Source organism: Flintibacter sp. (assembly GCF_046973065.1).
The window spans coordinates 17784-33156 of sequence record NZ_JBKVXZ010000003.1 but is presented as its reverse complement, the minus strand read 5'-3'; the positions used below and the strand labels follow the sequence as shown (position 1 = coordinate 33156).

The 15373-nt window shown below is 55.2% G+C and carries 19 protein-coding genes; 18 read left to right on the top strand and 1 reads right to left on the bottom strand.

What is annotated here, in order from left to right; genetic code table 11:
* Nucleotides 1-22: 22 nt before the first annotated feature.
* On the bottom strand, nt 23-727 hold the full coding sequence (locus tag ACLTXB_RS01810) for a hypothetical protein (protein ID WP_317336480.1): 705 nt from the start codon (nt 725-727) through the stop codon (nt 23-25).
* A 133-nt stretch (nt 728-860) separates the two neighbouring features.
* On the opposite strand from ACLTXB_RS01810, the gene ACLTXB_RS01805 reads away from it, so the two are divergent.
* The 18 genes from ACLTXB_RS01805 to ACLTXB_RS01720 all read left to right on the top strand — a co-directional run bounded on the left by ACLTXB_RS01805 (nt 861) and on the right by ACLTXB_RS01720 (nt 15165).
* Nucleotides 861-1490 carry a helix-turn-helix transcriptional regulator gene (locus tag ACLTXB_RS01805; RefSeq protein WP_317336479.1) on the top strand — a complete coding sequence of 210 codons (630 nt, stop codon included), beginning with the start codon at nt 861-863 and terminating at the stop codon, nt 1488-1490.
* 69 nt (nt 1491-1559) lie between these two features.
* Entirely contained in the window at nt 1560-2888 is a 1329-nt protein-coding gene (locus ACLTXB_RS01800; protein ID WP_412260020.1) for an MATE family efflux transporter, read from the top strand.
* An 87-nt stretch (nt 2889-2975) separates the two neighbouring features.
* On the top strand, nt 2976-3497 hold the full coding sequence (locus ACLTXB_RS01795) for a GNAT family N-acetyltransferase (protein WP_317336477.1): 522 nt from the start codon (nt 2976-2978) through the stop codon (nt 3495-3497).
* Between the two features lie 60 nt (nt 3498-3557).
* Nucleotides 3558-3872 (top strand): ArsR/SmtB family transcription factor, encoded by a 315-nt coding sequence (locus tag ACLTXB_RS01790; protein ID WP_317336476.1) that lies wholly within the window; start codon nt 3558-3560, stop codon nt 3870-3872.
* 87 nt (nt 3873-3959) lie between these two features.
* Nucleotides 3960-4961 carry a permease gene (locus tag ACLTXB_RS01785; protein ID WP_317336475.1) on the top strand — a complete coding sequence of 334 codons (1002 nt, stop codon included), beginning with the start codon at nt 3960-3962 and terminating at the stop codon, nt 4959-4961.
* An 18-nt stretch (nt 4962-4979) separates the two neighbouring features.
* The gene (locus tag ACLTXB_RS01780; RefSeq protein WP_317336474.1) at nt 4980-5324 is read left to right on the top strand and encodes a thioredoxin family protein; all 345 of its coding nucleotides are present in this window, start codon (nt 4980-4982) and stop codon (nt 5322-5324) included.
* A gap of 3 nt (nt 5325-5327) precedes the next feature.
* A complete protein-coding gene (locus ACLTXB_RS01775) occupies nt 5328-5750 on the top strand; it encodes an arsenate reductase ArsC (protein WP_317336473.1) in 423 nt (140 codons plus the stop codon).
* Nucleotides 5751-5902: 152 nt separating this feature from the next.
* Entirely contained in the window at nt 5903-6583 is a 681-nt protein-coding gene (locus tag ACLTXB_RS01770; RefSeq protein WP_317349023.1) for a response regulator transcription factor, read from the top strand.
* Entirely contained in the window at nt 6580-7713 is a 1134-nt protein-coding gene (locus ACLTXB_RS01765; protein WP_412260014.1) for a sensor histidine kinase, read from the top strand. The genes ACLTXB_RS01770 and ACLTXB_RS01765 overlap by 4 nt, the downstream gene beginning before the upstream one ends.
* A 462-nt stretch (nt 7714-8175) precedes the next feature.
* On the top strand, nt 8176-8388 hold the full coding sequence (locus ACLTXB_RS01760; protein WP_317326505.1) for a helix-turn-helix domain-containing protein: 213 nt from the start codon (nt 8176-8178) through the stop codon (nt 8386-8388).
* A complete protein-coding gene (locus ACLTXB_RS01755; protein WP_317326504.1) occupies nt 8385-8819 on the top strand; it encodes a helix-turn-helix domain-containing protein in 435 nt (144 codons plus the stop codon). The genes ACLTXB_RS01760 and ACLTXB_RS01755 overlap by 4 nt, the downstream gene beginning before the upstream one ends.
* The gene (locus tag ACLTXB_RS01750; protein WP_317326503.1) at nt 8813-9184 is read left to right on the top strand and encodes a hypothetical protein; all 372 of its coding nucleotides are present in this window, start codon (nt 8813-8815) and stop codon (nt 9182-9184) included. The genes ACLTXB_RS01755 and ACLTXB_RS01750 overlap by 7 nt, the downstream gene beginning before the upstream one ends.
* A gap of 303 nt (nt 9185-9487) precedes the next feature.
* A complete protein-coding gene (locus tag ACLTXB_RS01745; RefSeq protein ID WP_317326502.1) occupies nt 9488-9907 on the top strand; it encodes a hypothetical protein in 420 nt (139 codons plus the stop codon).
* Complete coding sequence (gene mobP3 / locus ACLTXB_RS01740) at nt 9895-11859, top strand: MobP3 family relaxase (protein ID WP_428226078.1); 1965 nt, start codon at nt 9895-9897, stop codon at nt 11857-11859. Before ACLTXB_RS01745 ends, mobP3 begins: the two co-directional genes overlap by 13 nt.
* Nucleotides 11860-12001: 142 nt before the next feature.
* Nucleotides 12002-12325, top strand: a complete 324-nt coding sequence (locus ACLTXB_RS01735) for a DUF6809 family protein (protein ID WP_412259960.1) — start codon at nt 12002-12004, stop codon at nt 12323-12325.
* Nucleotides 12322-12528, top strand: a complete 207-nt coding sequence (locus tag ACLTXB_RS01730; RefSeq protein ID WP_317336562.1) for a hypothetical protein — start codon at nt 12322-12324, stop codon at nt 12526-12528. Before ACLTXB_RS01735 ends, ACLTXB_RS01730 begins: the two co-directional genes overlap by 4 nt.
* A gap of 55 nt (nt 12529-12583) precedes the next feature.
* The gene (locus ACLTXB_RS01725) at nt 12584-13789 is read left to right on the top strand and encodes a tyrosine-type recombinase/integrase (RefSeq protein WP_317336561.1); all 1206 of its coding nucleotides are present in this window, start codon (nt 12584-12586) and stop codon (nt 13787-13789) included.
* Complete coding sequence (locus ACLTXB_RS01720) at nt 13747-15165, top strand: tyrosine-type recombinase/integrase (RefSeq protein WP_412259958.1); 1419 nt, start codon at nt 13747-13749, stop codon at nt 15163-15165. The genes ACLTXB_RS01725 and ACLTXB_RS01720 overlap by 43 nt, the downstream gene beginning before the upstream one ends.
* The last annotated feature ends 208 nt before the right edge of the window (nt 15166-15373 follow it).

Sequence of the window (15373 nt, the reverse complement as noted above, 5' to 3'; positions counted from 1 at the left end):
ACAAATGGTCTTTTTTCGCATATCAGCCCAGAGACCCCTCAACGATACCCGTCCCTCCTGTTTCCGTATTTTTCTGCATCTCCTCCGCGATGCTCACAAAAGTCTCCGCGTCAGCGACCAGACTGTCCCTATTCAGTGTGGCATACCAGGAAGAGAGAAAGGAGCCGTTCACATACCAGGAGGCGGTATTGGGTAGGTCCGGGTCCTCCACCGTCTCTTTGTTGAAGCCCATAGCGTTTTTCAGGGAATCGTTGAGCAAGATCACCGGGAAGAGTGCTCCAGCAAACTGTTCCGCCTGTGCTTCGCCTTTCACGCACAGGATCAGCCCAGCCCCCGCCTTTTCCACATCGGGGAAGGCTGCCTGCATCTCCTCAAAAAAAGAGGCTGCCCCCTCTGTTTCCGGGTCCACGAACGCGAACAGAACGACATCTCCCACCTGCTCGCGGGTAAATTCCTCGCCGGAGACCGTGGTCGTGGTAAAGTCGCCCACCCGGTATGCCTCCATTTTATCAGAGGCGGGGACACTGTGCGCCTCCATGTAGTTCTCTGCCCAAGTCTCGTCCACCCAGCCCTTGTCCAGAGCATCCTCCATGGTGAGCGTGCCTGCTTCGATGGCCTGCTCCACTTCCTCCAGGCTGGGCGCCTTTTCGCCGCAGGCAGCCAGGGAAAGCGTCATGGCAGCGGCCAGACCCAGAGCCGCCGCCCGTTTCTTCGTCCAAAATTTCATCAATAAAACCTCCTTGTCCTGATGGAACAGGAGGGAGTATAACAAATACGGTGTAAATTTTCCGTCAAGGCGGATTGATGAAAGGAAACAAACTTTGTGCTACAATATAGCCAAATGAAGAAAGGATGATGAAATGAAGAGTAGACAGCTGGAGATCCTGCTCTATCTTTTAGATATAAAGAAGACGACCTGCGCGGTGCTTGCACAGCGTTTCGAGGTGAGCCAGCGGACGATTCTGCGGGATCTGGACAAGCTCTCTGCCATGGGGGTCCCGGTCTGGACACAGCCTGGCTATGAGGGTGGAGTCTTCCTCTCACCGAACTATCGCTTCGACCGGAGTTTCTTCACAACCGAGGAGATCGGGGACATTATTCTGGCCTTTCATCTGGCTGACCACCTGCGGCAACGGCAGCAATCCGCACTGAAAAAACTGGAGTTGCTGGTACCGGAACTGGCCTTTCTCAAGGAATTTGACCTGAGAGAATACCTAAAACTGGAGCTGCTCGCCAAACCAGTCAACATCCAAACGGCTGTTTGCCAGAGAATCAATGAAGGTCTGAATGATGAAGTCCTTCTTCAAATCACAGTAGGAGATCATCTCCATACAGTCGCCCCCCTCTACTACATCCTTCGTCCGGACGGGCTGTATCTACACTGCGCCGATCAGAATCAGACATATACCTTTCCGGTGGAGCAGATTCAAGCTTGCAGCCAAACGGAGATCGAATTTGACCGCAACCGTATTCTTGAAAGGGCTCCTTAAAAATACCAGAAGGAAGATGACACTACCTGTCACCTTCCTTCTGGTATTCTTTTAGAGAGGTGACCCAACTTGAACAATTCCATCTATGAAAGCAAACCGATCCATAGCCTGATCTTGGCCTTTTCCATCCCGGCTATATTGTCTCTATTAGTCGAGGTGCTGACTTCTGTGGTGGATACCGCCTTCGCGGGGCATCTTGGAGGGATCAGCCAGGCGGCATTGACCGCTTTAGGTCTGCTCACTCCAGTGCTGAGTCTGTTCACCGCAATTCAGGCCCTGTTTGCCGTTTCGACCTCCATCCTGCTGGCCCGGCATTTTCAGAATAAGACCCTGCGGGACCGGTATTTTCTGACGGGGCTCATCTGCACGGTTCTGGTCAGTGCCGGTGTTTCTATCTTGGCTCTTCTGGGCATGGCCCCACTCCTGACCTCCCTGGGCGCACATGGGGAGGTCTATGTGCTTGCGCGGGAATATCTGACCATCCAGCTGGTGAGCAATGTATTCAGCGCCCTGGGGTATACATTGACCAGCTGCATCCGGGCCCTGGGCGATCCCAACACGGAGATGCGGATCACCGCTGGAGCGGTGGTGGTCAACATCGCCGGAAACGCCCTGTTTGCCTTTGGCTTCCGCATGGGCTTTGTGGGACTTGCCTGGGGGACTCTGGTCAGCGAGATGTGCTGTATACTGTTCTCGGTCCTCTGGATTCAAAAACACGGATATATGCCATCCGTAGCCGCCATTCATGGGACCCCTATCCTACCAATGGCTTTGGAATTATTCCGCCTGGGGATTGCCCAGACGATGATCCAGGCGCTGGCCGGTTTTACCGGTCTGTTTGTAAACCGAAGTCTGCTTCTTCACGGAACAGCAACCTCTGTGGCTGTGTGGAATGTGGCACAGAAGCTGTATACACTCTTATTGATGCCGGTGGTCGGTATTACCCAGGGGGTACAGACCATCATTGCCTATTTTGACGGACATGGCCAGAGCAGCCAAAACCGAAAGACCATTTTGATCACTATCGCCTGCACGGTAGTTTACGGCACAACAGCTGTCGTTATCGTATTCCTTCTAGGCGCACGGGTACTGCTTCCCTTCGGACTCAGCGGAGCACTGCTGTCTGAAAGCGCCGCTGTTTTGAAGATTCTTTTCCTGACCTTTCCTCTGGTTGGGCTGTTCTACACATTCCTCACAGTTCTTGAAGTCACCGGGCATGAGATACTGGCCGTCCTGCTGACCCTCACGCGGCAGGTATTTTTGATGCTGCCTCTGGTCACTCTGCTGCCAGTCCTGTTTCCCAGAATACAGCACGCAATATTTTGCGCTGTTCCAGCAGCTGATGTACTGGTCCTGTTGCTGATTTTGGCTGTCTGGAGATGCTGGCGGAATAGGTGATCGGTCTATATTCACCTTGAATTGCATTCCCAGTCGATCTCTGATATACTCCTACCTGACAGTCAGGAACAGCAAGGAGGCATCTGGATGGCTATTTCTCTGATCCCCGTGGTAGACAGCGATCTTGAATTGTACAAATACGATATGCAGGAGGCCTTTCAGCGGGGGTATGAAGACGTGTTGGGTCCTACAAATGAGGTAATCCTGCCGGAGGAAGATATCGACTGCTCTTTGAACACCGCAGGGGCCGCGGCCTATCATGCGGTGCTTGACGGGGAGCGTGTGGGCGGTGCCATTGTGGTGATCGACCCTGTCACGCAGAAAAATCACCTAGATTTTTTATTCGTGAAGCACGGTGTACAAAGCAAAGGTATCGGCTCTTCCATCTGGCGGGAAATCGAAGTGCGTTATCCGGAGACCAAAGTATGGATCACTTGTACCCCATATTTTGAAAAGAGAAACATCCATTTCTATGTGAACCGATGCGGCTTCCATATCGTTGCCTTTTTTAATGAACGGTTCCCAGACCATCATATGCCGAATGATTATATGGAAAAAGATCCTTCCGAGGGAATGTTTCTGTTTGAAAAACGGATGGAGCCCTCTTGACAAAAGGGCTGAGCTCACCTATACTCCTTATATCAAAATTATTTGATTTGAGGTGAGAGAATGGGAAACCATCAGGACAACGCCAAGGTTTTCAAAGCCCTGTGCGATCCCAAACGACTTGCCATTCTGGAGCAACTGCGCAGCGGAGAAAAATGCGCCTGCGTCTTACAGGAGCCGATGGATCTGACCCAGTCCGGCCTCTCCTATCACATGAAGATCCTGTGCGATTCCGGACTGGTGGTCAGCCGACAGGAGGGCAAATGGACCCACTATCGGTTGAGCGTATCCGGCAGAGACCGTGCCGTACAGCTGCTGCTTGCTCTCACCACCCCCGATGGAGTGCAGGCGCCGAGCTGTGCATCCTGCGGCAAATGAACGCCATCTTGTCAGGTGGCGTTTCTCTCAGACTAAAACATCAAAATTTTTTGATATATCATTTGAGGCAGAAAGTGAGGTTTTCCTATGGAGATCTGGCAGTTGATACAGGATCAGATTTTAGGGATGAAGTGGCTGAATGAGTTGATCGGGCGGGGGCTGGCTGCTCTGGGTGTGGATCTCAGCGGACGGCTGGGCGGCAGTCTGCAATTTTTCCTTTACGATGTCCTGAAGATCACCGTCCTGCTGTGTTGTCTCATTTTCCTGATCTCTTACATCCAAAGCTACTTTCCGCCAGAGCGGAGCAAGAAGATCTTAGGCCATTTTCATGGGATGTGGGCCAATGTGATCTCCGCCCTGCTGGGGACCGTGACGCCCTTTTGCTCCTGCTCCTCCATTCCGCTGTTCATGGGCTTTACCAGCGCGGGGCTTCCTTTGGGCGTGACCTTTTCTTTCTTGATCTCGTCCCCCATGGTGGATCTGGGCAGTCTGGTGCTGCTGATGAGCATTTTAGGGGCCAAGGTCGCCGTCATCTATGTGGCACTGGGGCTGATGATCGCTGTGGCAGGCGGAACGCTCATCGAAAAGCTACACATGGAGCGGTATGTAGAGGGATTCATCCTCACCGCCAGCAGGGTAGACATAGAATCTCCCACTTTGAGCAGACAAGAGCGTGTGCAGTACGCAAAAGAGCAGGTCGTCTCCACCTTTCGAAAAGTGTTCCCCTATATTCTGGCTGGAGTAGGGATCGGGGCGATCATCCACAACTGGATTCCGGCAGGCTGGGTGGAAACTATTCTGGGGAGTGACAACCCCTTTGGTGTAATCCTTGCTACGCTGGTGGGTATTCCTATGTACGCGGACATTTTCGGCACGATTCCGGTGGCGGAGGCCCTGCTGGCCAAGGGGGCACAGCTGGGGACCATCCTGTCCTTTATGATGGCGGTGACCACACTGAGCCTGCCCTCCCTCATTATGCTCCGCAAGGCAGTTAAGCCCAGGCTGCTGGCGCTGTTTGTCACCATCTGTACCGTCGGTATCATCCTTGTCGGCTACCTGTTCAACGCATTCCAATTCACTCTGATTTAATTTTAGGAGGTTATCAACATGGGACTGTTCAGCAGAAAAAAGAAAGAAGCATCCACGGCCTGCTACTGTGGTGCTTGCACACCGGAGGCGGTGTCACAGCCAGAGCGTGTCAAGGCAACCGGCGGCATCCAGATCCTTGGCTCCGGGTGCGCAAAGTGCAACGCTTTGGAGCAGGCCGCCCGTGAGGCACTGGCGGAACTGGGGATGGACACCGCCATCGACCATGTGACAGATTTTGCACAGATCGCCGCCTACGGCGTCATGACTACCCCGGCGCTGGTGATAGATGGCAAGGTGGCGTCCTACGGCAAAGTGCTGAAAAAAGAGGAAGCCAAGGCGCTGATTCAGAAGATCCGGAGGTGACGCATGAGCCAGAAACCAAAGGTCGCCTTTCTCTGCGTCCACAACTCCTGCCGCAGCCAGATTGCGGAGGCATTGGGAAAGTTGCTGGCCGCTGATGTATTTGAGAGCTATTCCGCAGGTACAGAAACCAAGCCACAGATCAATCAGGACGCCGTGCGGCTGATGAAGCAGCGCTATGGCGTAGACATGGAGCAGGCCCAATACAGCAAACTACTCTCTGCCCTTCCCCCTGTGGACATCATTGTGACCATGGGCTGCAATGTGGCCTGTCCCGCGCTGCCCTGTAAACACCGGGAGGATTGGGGGCTGGAGGACCCGACTGGGGGTCCGGATGAAGTGTACCTCTCTGTCATTGAGACGATCGAACAGAAGATATTGAAGTTAAAAGAGAACCTGTATAGTCTTTCAATAAACCAGATCGTTTGACGCTTTCCATTCCGTTACAGTATGCTCCTCAGTGCAGTCCTTCTTGTCCAAATGGTATTATGATATTCTGAAAAGAACTTCTATCTCTTGACTCTAAATTTACACAGTCATGCTATAATGAGGGCATAGCTGGAAAACAGGGGGAAGGAACCATGCGCATTCTGGTGGTCGAGGACGAAAAGCTGTTGTGCGACGGCATTGCGGAGGATCTGGAACTGGAGAAATACACAGTGGAGCGGTGCTATGACGGCGCAGAGGCCTATGACCTGCTCCTGAGCGAGTCCTTCGATCTGCTGATTTTGGACCTAAACCTGCCCGGCATGGATGGGCTGGACCTGCTGCGGGCTGTGCGTGTGGAACACCCGGAGCTGCGGGTGCTGATCCTGTCGGCCAGGGCAGAGCTGTCCGACCGGGTGGCGGGTTTGGATCTGGGGGCCGATGACTATCTCACCAAGCCCTTTGCCCTGGAGGAACTGGAGGCTCGGGTCCGCAGCCTGCTGCGCCGGGAGTTTGTCTCCCGAAACACGGTACTTACTGTGGGTAGTCTGACGCTGGACATGTCCTCCCGCGCTATCTCTGCTGGCGGAAAAGCGCTGGAACTGACCCCCAGAGAGTTCGCCATCCTGGAGCACCTAATGCTCCACCGGGATCGCTGGGTCAGTCAGGAGGAGCTGATGGAGCATGTACTGGAGTCGGACGCCAACCCTTTCAGCAACGTGGTCCGGATGCACATCTCCTCCCTGCGGAAAAAGTTGCGGGATGCTCTGGGTGATGACCCCATCCAAACGAAGGTCGGTCAGGGGTATCGCCTGATGGAAAAGGAGACGCTATGAAACCCTTTCGTTCCCTGCGGCTGCGTATCACACTCTTGTGTGCCCTGCTGCTGACATTGTGCTGTGCTGCTCTGGCTGTGACCAGCAATCTGTCTGCCATCCAACTGGCGGACACCATCACTGCCGTCCCTCTGGAACCAGCTCAAACCGTTCCCGGCACCGTAATTGATGGGGAGCCCGCGCTCATTGCTCCGGCAGCACCAGCGATCCAGCAGGCCCAGCGGATCTTCCACACCCAAAGTCTGCTGGCCACCGCCGCAATCCTGGCGATGGGACTTTTGCTGATCTACCTGCTGGTGGGCCATGCTCTTGCGCCGCTGAAGGACCTGAATACGCAAATTCAACATCGGACTGCCAAGGACCTGGATCGGCCCCTGTCCATCCCGGACCGCGGGGACGAGGTGACACAGCTGGCGCAGTCCTTTCAGGAACTGTCCCAGCGGCTGAGCCAGGCCTTTGTCATGCAGCGCAGCTTCTCCCAAAATGCCGCCCACGAATTTCGCACGCCATTGGCTGTTCTCAAGACCCGGATCGGTCTATTCCGCAAGAAGCAGGATTTTGCGCCCCAGACCACAGGGGCCTTTCTTGATATTCTGGAGGGCGAGGTGGACCGGCTCTCCGGCATGGTGGACAGTCTGCTGAAGCTGACCAATCTGGAACAGGTGCCCCGCACTGACCAAGTCGAATTGAGAGAATTGCTCCACCAAGTTGCCGAGGATATGTCGCCTCTGACCAGCAACAAAGGTTCCGTCCTTCTGGTGGACTCTGCTCCCGGCACCATCACCGGCGGCAGGGAGCTGCTCCGCCGGGCGCTGTTCAATCTGGTGGAAAATGCAGTGAAGTACGGGCCGGAGGGCGGACAGGTACGGATTTGTGCGGAATTGGATGGAAACGACATGGTCATCTCCGTGGCCGATCAGGGACCCACCATCCCGCCGGAGCTGCGGGAGCGGATCTTTGAGCCCTTCTTCCGGGTGGATACCGCCCGCTCCCGGGAGCTGGGCGGCACCGGCCTGGGGCTGGCCTTGGTCCGGGCCATCGCGGAAGTCCACGGCGGCAGCGTGTGGGTGGAGGAACATCAGGCTGGAGGGAATCGATTTGTGCTCCGGCTTCCGGCGGCACAACCATGAGGGAGGACCGGCATCCGTTGCTATGCTATAAACAAAGACAACGGAATCAGTCGAAGTGTCGAGCCCATTGTCTTGCTTTCGATATCCCCTGTGCTTAAATATCTCGAACAAATTTTCTAAAAAGCATTGACACAGAACATTTGTTCTGTTATGATAAAATCATAATTTGAATAGCCGCAAAATGCTGCACCGAGCAAAGGGGTGCGCTGGCAGCCAGTCAGCGTAGAATGAAAAGTCTCCACCGAATCGCCGGGCGCATGAGAAACATACGAAACAAGGCAGGTAGGTTCCTGCCAAGTGTTGAGTTGTTCTCATGTGCCCGGTTTTTGTTTTTCTCAAAAGCTTCTTTGTTCGTGCCCGAGCAGTAGAGAGTTGTCCGAGCGCTGGTCAGAGAGGAGGTGCAGGTCAAGGAGACAGGGCTGTGAAAATTATGCAGAGAAAAAACATGAGGAGGTAACCTGAATGAAACCATCGATCTACAAAAGCTATGACGAACTGCCGCTGATGCTGAATATGAAGCAGCTCTCGGATCTTCTTGGAATCTCAGATGCAAGTGCCTATGAGCTGGTGCAGGAGGAGGACTTCCCCTCTCTGCGCATCGGCAAGCGCATCGTGGTCCCCAAGGAGGAACTGCGGAGATGGATCTCCGCGCACACGAAGGGAGTACAGGGATGATGGGAAATCAGAAGCGAGATGTGAAGAAGTATTTCTTCATGCTCCCTAACGCGGTGTTCGAGTTGGGGCTCCATGTGTATGAACTGGCCATCTACGCCTACCTGCTGAGGATCGAGGATCGGCGAACCTGGCAGTGCGTGGTCAGCTACCCGACCATTGCGGACAAGCTGGGGATCTCGGTCAACACTGTGGCTAAGTATGTGGGACTACTGGAGGAACACGGTCTCATCGCTACGGAGCGCACCGACGTCATCACCCGGGACGGTCTCAAGCGCAACGGCTGTCTCCGGTACACCATCCTGCCGATCCAAATAGCTATCGACCAGTTCTATGAGCGGCAGATGTATGCAGCAGAGGTGGCTGCAGAACGGCAGAGAGTGGAACAGCGCAGAGCGGCCTATGAACAGAAACGAGGTGAGGCGGTATGCTGACCCAGATGGTGGATCTGCTGATCCAGCAGGATCCAACTCTGCTGGCACAGCGCACGGTTGACGCAAGGAGGTACATCATGGACCAGTGGGACCGCACGCACAGGGACCCCATTGATGAAAACGCTCTGGCGGTGTTCCTCTGTGATGAAGCGCACAGCAGCTTGCCCGAGGAACAAAAGATATTCGCCAGAGAGAAAGGGGCAGAGGTAAGGGACTGCTATCGCAATGCGCTGTTCCGTCTCCTCCTGTGTGGGGAGGTGCTGCGACGCGGCATGGTCACCGGAGCGGAGGAGTACTGCCGAGTGTTTCTGCCCACGACAGTCGGTGTGCTTGACGGAAGCGTTCCCCCATGCAGCGGCCTGTGATGAATTGTGTTCGACCAGATGGGGATGGGTAGAGTCCCAGCCCCAACCAGGCCTTCAACGCGAATTCGAGCCGTTTTTGAGGGCTCTGCGGAGGACGAAAGAAAAAGCAGGATAAAGGCAGGGGTCGCAGGCGGCCCCTGCAGGAAGCACTTCTGCCCGCAGTGCGGGCAGTTACGGGGAATTCTGCGGGGCTGTGAAGTGGGGTCAAAAACAGAGGAGAACCGCTCCCTGTGCGGTCGTTATCCCAAAACACTTACTGCCACAACGAAAAATCAGGGGTCACCCCCCGGAAAGGAGCCCATTTTGAGCAAGAAAGAGAAATTTGCCCTGTACCTGACGCCGGAGAAAAAAGCGGTGCTGGAACGCCGCTATCGGGAGGACGGGAGCCGCAGTCTCACCGCCTTCATCGAACGGGCCGTCGACTTCTATCTGGACTACCTCAGCGCCAACGACGCCGGGTTGTTCCTCCCCACCGCGCTCAAGTCCTATGTGGATGGCCGACTGGGACAGATGGAGGACCGGATGTCCTCTCTGCTGTACAAGCAGGCCGTGGAACAGGATATGGTAGCCGGCATCCTGGCGGACGCCTATCAATTCAGCGAGGAGGATCTTAAGCGACGCCGGGCGGAGAGCATCAGCAATGTGAAGAAAACTAATGGCCGCGTCTCCCTGGACCAACGGGTGCGGGAAGTCTGGGAGGAGGGAGATGAGTGGCAAGACTGATCGTCAAAAGTCCCTACTACAAGTGTGGCGGGAACACTTCTCTCAGCGGCTACCTGCGCTACATCGCCACGCGGGAACGGGTGGAACTGCTGCCAGACGACCGTCCGCCCACACGCAAGCAGGAGCAGCTCATCAACAAACTTACGAAAGATTTTCCTGACAGCAAAACCCTCTATGAGTATGAGGACTATGCTGCAAAGCCCACAAAGTGCAATGCATCTGCGTTCATCACACTGGCTCTGGAGTCTAACTGGGACAAGCTCTCCAACATGGAGGGCTACGCCGGGTACATCGCTACCCGTCCCCGCGCAGAGCGGCTGGGCAGCCACGGCCTGTTTGGTGACGAAGATGGTGTGGACTTGGAGAGCGCCATGTCTGAACTGGAACAGTACACCGGAAATGTGTGGACCCACATTATCTCCCTGAAGCGGGAGGATGCAGTGCGGCTGGGCTACGACAGTGCCAAGGCGTGGCGGGATCTGCTCCGCACGCACCGCAACGACATCGCCGCAGCAATGAACATCCCGCCCAACGATTTCCGCTGGTACGCCGCCTTCCACGATGAAGGGGAACACCCCCATGTCCACATGATGGCGTGGTCGGCAAAGCCGGGGCAGGCGTACTTATCCAGAGATGGCATCCGGCAGATCAAGTCCGAACTCACCAACGATATTTTCAAGCAGGAACTGCTGCACCTCTACGAACAGAAGTCTAACAGCAGAGATGAACTGGTGCAGGAAGCACGGAAAGCCATGCTGGAGTTGGTGCAGGTTATGAAAGAGGGTATCTGCGACCACCCGGAGGCAGAGCGGCTCATGCTGGAACTGGCGATGCAGCTGAAAGTGGTCAAGGGTAAGAAGTCCTATGGCTACCTTCCAAAGTCACAAAAGAAACTGGTAGATGAAATCGTAGACGAGATGGAGCGGCTTCCCAGTGTGCGGGACTGCTACGACCAGTGGTTGATCCTCCAGGGCAAGGTGGATGGATACTATCACGATAAGCCCAGAGAACGAAAAAAGTTGTCACAAGAGAAAGCGTTCAGGCAAATCAAAAACGCCGTCATCAAGGAGGCGGAAAACATCCGGCAGTGCAATTTGTCCTTTGAGGACAAGGGCGTGGAGCAGGAGAGCGAGCTGGAGGAATTCCGAAACGCTTCCTATGACTACGAAAACCTTCGTGATGCGATTCGGGATGAGGGCCTGACACTGGAGGAGCGCGGTGACGCTGTCGATGAAATGAACGAGCTGGCGAAAAGCGGTGACAAGTACGCGCAGTACCTCATGGGAAAGCTGTGGCGGGATGGTCCGTTGCTGACACCGGATTGGGTGAATGCCCGGTACTGGTTTCAAAAGTCGGCGGAGCAGGGACACACCTATGCGCAGTACGCCCTGGGCAAACTCCTGCTCTCTGATGATCCCGAGGTGCATGATGTGGAGGATGGTATCCGTTGGCTGAAGCGGGCCGCCGAAAATGGAAACCAATTCGCCGCCTACCAGTTGGGCAAGGAATATTACAGCGGGAAAAATGTTCAAAAGAATTTCACCACGGCGGCGAAGTGGTTTGAGCGCGGGGGACAGGCTGGAAACCAGTACGCGCAGTATATGCTTGGCAAGCTGTATCTCATGGGCCAGGGCGTGGAGTACGACAAAGAGTTGGGCGCTGATTGGTTAAGCAAATCTGCGGCACAGGGTAACGTCTACGCGGAAGCCCTTCTCCAACATCAGGACAGCGGCAGGCCGCCCCATGTATTTCTGGCTGTCACCCGTTTGCTCCACCACATGAGCAGGATCTTTCAGGACCGATCCCTGCCCCAGTCTGGAACAGGGCTGCAGGTAGACAGCAAGCTCCGTCAGAAAATCAAAGAAAAGAAGATCGCCATGGGGCATAAAGCAGATGACCACGAAGATCCTGAACTGACGCAGGGCGGCATGGGCGGCATGACAGGATATTGATAGGACCGGAGGATGGTATCAAAATGTGATACCATCCTCCAGGACCGCCAAATGATAAATCTTTGATAACTCTGCGCATTTGCTGTGGCTATTTTCTGTTTCTGTGGTATGGTGTGTTGCTGACAAGGAGAGGAGGTACACAATGCGAGAGACGCTGGAAGACCTGTACTACGGAAACATCACGCCATACGACCGCCAGATCCGTTCCAACACATCCCTGATGAAAGCGATGGAGCAGTCGCAGGAGTGCGAGGAGCAACTCACCAAACTGCTGGATGGCGAAGCCTACAGTCTGCTGCTGCGGCTCATCAACGCGGAGAACGAGATTGGAAGCACACTGGCTCTGGAGAATTTCATCTTAGGCTTCCGTCTGGGAACGCGACTGATCCTGGAAGCGCTGGACGAGGACGATGGCAGTCTGGTGGAACTGCTTCACAGAGACGACCGAAGGGAGGAGCAAGGATGACCACAAACCAACTGCCCATCCAACGCTGCCACTACTGCGGCAGTGACGACCTTGGGCTGGGCTGGCAGCACGGCGAGGGAATCGTCACCTTCAAGAAGCACGGTATCCTGGGCAACCGGATGCGCTGTCTGATCTGCCGCCGCTGTGGTGCAGTGCTGTTCCAATGGGTGGCGGAGCCCCACAGGTTCCCGCCCATCCGATAGGCCACGCAAGTCCTGCGATGCAAATCAAAGATAAAACCTCGGAGGTGAAAAAAACATGGCAAAGCGAAGGCCGTCCGGCGATGGCATGGTCCGCAAGCGGGAGGATGGCCGCTGGGAGGGGCGCATCGTCATTGGCCACAAGGAAAACGGCGATCCCATCTTCCGCTACATCTACGCCGAAACCCAAAAAGAGCTGACCGCCAAGCTCCGGCAGAATATCACCGCCTATCAAGGTGTGGATCTGACGGAGGAGTGCAGGATGACACTCTCAGAGTGGCTGGATCGGTGGCTGGAGCAGATGGTAGCCATCCTCCGCCCCAGCACGCTGGAACACTACCGCAGTGACATGGAGCATCACGTCAAACCGTATCTGGGCCAAAAGAAGCTCACCCAGATCACCGCTTCTGATTTAAGAAAACTGTATGACGATCTCAAAAAACAGGGCCGAGTCCATCCCCGCCCCGGCCAGAGCCGTGGGCTATCCACCACCACTATCCACGGCATCCATACCACCCTGCACCATGCGCTGAAATCCGCGGTAGACCAACGGCTACTGCCCCACAATCCTGCCGACCATGTGGAGCCACCCAAGGTGGTCCACAAATCCATGACCATCCTGAATGAGGAACAGCTGGATACCTTTCTGGCGGCAGTAGAGCAGGACCCCATCTGGAAGAACTTCTTCTACACAGAGCTGACCACCGGCCTGCGGTTGGGCGAAATCTGCGGACTGATGTGGTCTGACTTTGATGCCAAGAAAGGGACACTGAGTGTCAACCGAACCATCCACAAGGAAAAGGGTGGGCGTCTGGTGACCGGCGACACCAAGACCTACGCCGGAACCCGAACCATCGTCCTGCCAGACAGCACTGCGGAATTGCTGCGGGGCCGCAAAAAGAATTCCTACTCCGTCTGGATCTTTCCTAACCCGCTCAAACCAGAAGCGCCTATGAACCCCAGCACCGCATACCGACAGTTGAAAGCGATCCTGACGGAAAACAGTCTGCCTGACCTCCGCTTCCATGATCTCAGGCACACTTTTGCCACCCACGCGCTGGCCAACGGAGTGGATGCCAAGACCCTCTCTGGAATTCTGGGCCATACCAAGGCCAGCTTCACGGTGGACACCTACACCCACACCACCACAGATATGCACAAAAAGGCCGCTGAAATTGTTGGTGGCTTCCTAACGGACTACCTGGGAGAGGAGATGGCTCCATGGCAAAGCACAGAAACCGCGGCGACGGCAGTCTCCACCTGAGAAAAGACGGACGCTGGGAAGGCCGGTACGTGGTAGGCTACGATGACAAGGGCCTACCCATGACCAAAAATGTTCTCGCCAAAACCAAGTCGGAGTGTGCGGCAAAGCTGGCACAGCTCCGGGAAACACTGAAAGAGCCTGTGCCGGAGCAGCCCAAACCCGGAATCTTACTGGCCGATTGGCTGGACCTCTGGTATCAAGGGTACAAGAAACCGAATCTCCGCCCCAATACTCAGATGTCCTATGAACGGCGAATTTACCAACACATAACCCCTGCTCTGGGACAAATCCAGCTGGACAAGCTGACCACCGCAGACATTCAGAAATTCTACGCCAATCTCAAGAAAAATGGCCGGTTGCTTCGCACAGAGCTCTATGGCGAAGGTCTCTCTGACCAAACGGTTCGAGGCATTCACACCACCCTCCACACCGCGCTGGACAAGGCCGTGGAAGAAAATCTGATTTTCCGAAATCCTTCAGATGGATGTAAGCTTCCCTCTGCCAGGCCCAGAGAAATGAAGGTGCTGACGCCGGAGGAGATCCAGCGGTTACTGATCCAGGCCAGAGAGGATGGCTGCTACGAGCTGCTCCTGCTGGAGCTGTCCACCGGTCTGCGCCGTGGCGAAATCTGTGCCCTCCAGTGGAATGACCTGAATCTTAAAACGGGAGCGCTCCAAGTGGAACGGCAGGTCCACCGGGTACGAGGGGAACTGGTGGTATCTCCACCCAAAACCAAGGCAGGCCGGAGGACTGTGCTCCTCCCAGCTCCTGTCCTGAATGTACTCAAAGCCTATAAAACTGTCTCTACCTCCCGTTGGATGTTCCCCTCGCCAGTCAAGGAGGACTCCCCCATGGACCCCGCGGCAGTGCGAAAGCGGCTGTCCACTGTGCTGAAGCGGGCCAACTGCAAAAGACTCCGCTTCCATGATTTACGCCATACTTTCGCCACAGCGTCCCTGGAGCACGGTATGGACGTCAAGACTCTTTCGACCATCATCGGCCATGTCTCCAGCAGCACCACACTGAATATCTACGCCCATGTGACGGACGAGATGCAAAGGACTGCCGCAGCCAAGATCGACCGTGGGATCATCAAAAGCGAAGCTGCCCAAGAGGGTGACACGGCGCCAAGAAATCCACCTCCCTCCACCTTCCAGCCCTACAAGGGCCAGCGCCGCAAGCCCGGCACCGGCTGTATCAGCCAAATCAACGACCACCTCTGGGAGGGCCGCTACTCCCCCACCGTCAGCGGAAAACGCGTGGCCCGCAACGTCTACGCCTGCACCGAGGAGGAATGTGAAAAAAAACTGGCCCAGCTGATTCGGGAAATGAAGCAGGAGATTGCTTCGATGAAAGCACAGGAAAAGGCAATCTAAAAAAGCAACGGGCCTCCGGAGGTAAAACACCTTCGGAGACCCATTTTTCTCTGTCTGTGGCTTGTTCTGTGGTCAAAGCTGCGATTACAAATTTCAAATAGGCAAAAAAGTCGCAAAAAGCAAAACAAAACCGCCCTTTCCAAGCGAAAAGAGCGGTTTTTGTGGAGCTGCTATCCGGATTTGAACCGGAGACCTCATCCTTACCAAG

Bases quoted from the DNA above. Each gene is read 5' to 3' on its own strand.
- ACLTXB_RS01790 (WP_317336476.1), top strand. From the start codon at position 3,558: ATGGGAAACCATCAGGACAACGCCAAGGTTTTCAAAGCCCTGTGCGAT.
- ACLTXB_RS01775 (WP_317336473.1), top strand. From the start codon at position 5,328: ATGAGCCAGAAACCAAAGGTCGCCTTTCTCTGCGTCCACAACTCCTGC.
- ACLTXB_RS01755 (WP_317326504.1), top strand. From the start codon at position 8,385: ATGATGGGAAATCAGAAGCGAGATGTGAAGAAGTATTTCTTCATGCTC.
- ACLTXB_RS01795 (WP_317336477.1), top strand. From the start codon at position 2,976: ATGGCTATTTCTCTGATCCCCGTGGTAGACAGCGATCTTGAATTGTAC.
- ACLTXB_RS01780 (WP_317336474.1), top strand. From the start codon at position 4,980: ATGGGACTGTTCAGCAGAAAAAAGAAAGAAGCATCCACGGCCTGCTAC.
- ACLTXB_RS01725 (WP_317336561.1), top strand. From the start codon at position 12,584: ATGGCAAAGCGAAGGCCGTCCGGCGATGGCATGGTCCGCAAGCGGGAG.
- ACLTXB_RS01805 (WP_317336479.1), top strand. From the start codon at position 861: ATGAAGAGTAGACAGCTGGAGATCCTGCTCTATCTTTTAGATATAAAG.
- ACLTXB_RS01735 (WP_412259960.1), top strand. From the start codon at position 12,002: ATGCGAGAGACGCTGGAAGACCTGTACTACGGAAACATCACGCCATAC.
- ACLTXB_RS01750 (WP_317326503.1), top strand. From the start codon at position 8,813: ATGCTGACCCAGATGGTGGATCTGCTGATCCAGCAGGATCCAACTCTG.
- ACLTXB_RS01785 (WP_317336475.1), top strand. From the start codon at position 3,960: ATGGAGATCTGGCAGTTGATACAGGATCAGATTTTAGGGATGAAGTGG.
- ACLTXB_RS01730 (WP_317336562.1), top strand. From the start codon at position 12,322: ATGACCACAAACCAACTGCCCATCCAACGCTGCCACTACTGCGGCAGT.
- ACLTXB_RS01720 (WP_412259958.1), top strand. From the start codon at position 13,747: ATGGCAAAGCACAGAAACCGCGGCGACGGCAGTCTCCACCTGAGAAAA.
- ACLTXB_RS01760 (WP_317326505.1), top strand. From the start codon at position 8,176: ATGAAACCATCGATCTACAAAAGCTATGACGAACTGCCGCTGATGCTG.
- ACLTXB_RS01770 (WP_317349023.1), top strand. From the start codon at position 5,903: ATGCGCATTCTGGTGGTCGAGGACGAAAAGCTGTTGTGCGACGGCATT.
- ACLTXB_RS01765 (WP_412260014.1), top strand. From the start codon at position 6,580: ATGAAACCCTTTCGTTCCCTGCGGCTGCGTATCACACTCTTGTGTGCC.
- ACLTXB_RS01810 (WP_317336480.1), bottom strand. From the start codon at position 727: ATGAAATTTTGGACGAAGAAACGGGCGGCGGCTCTGGGTCTGGCCGCT.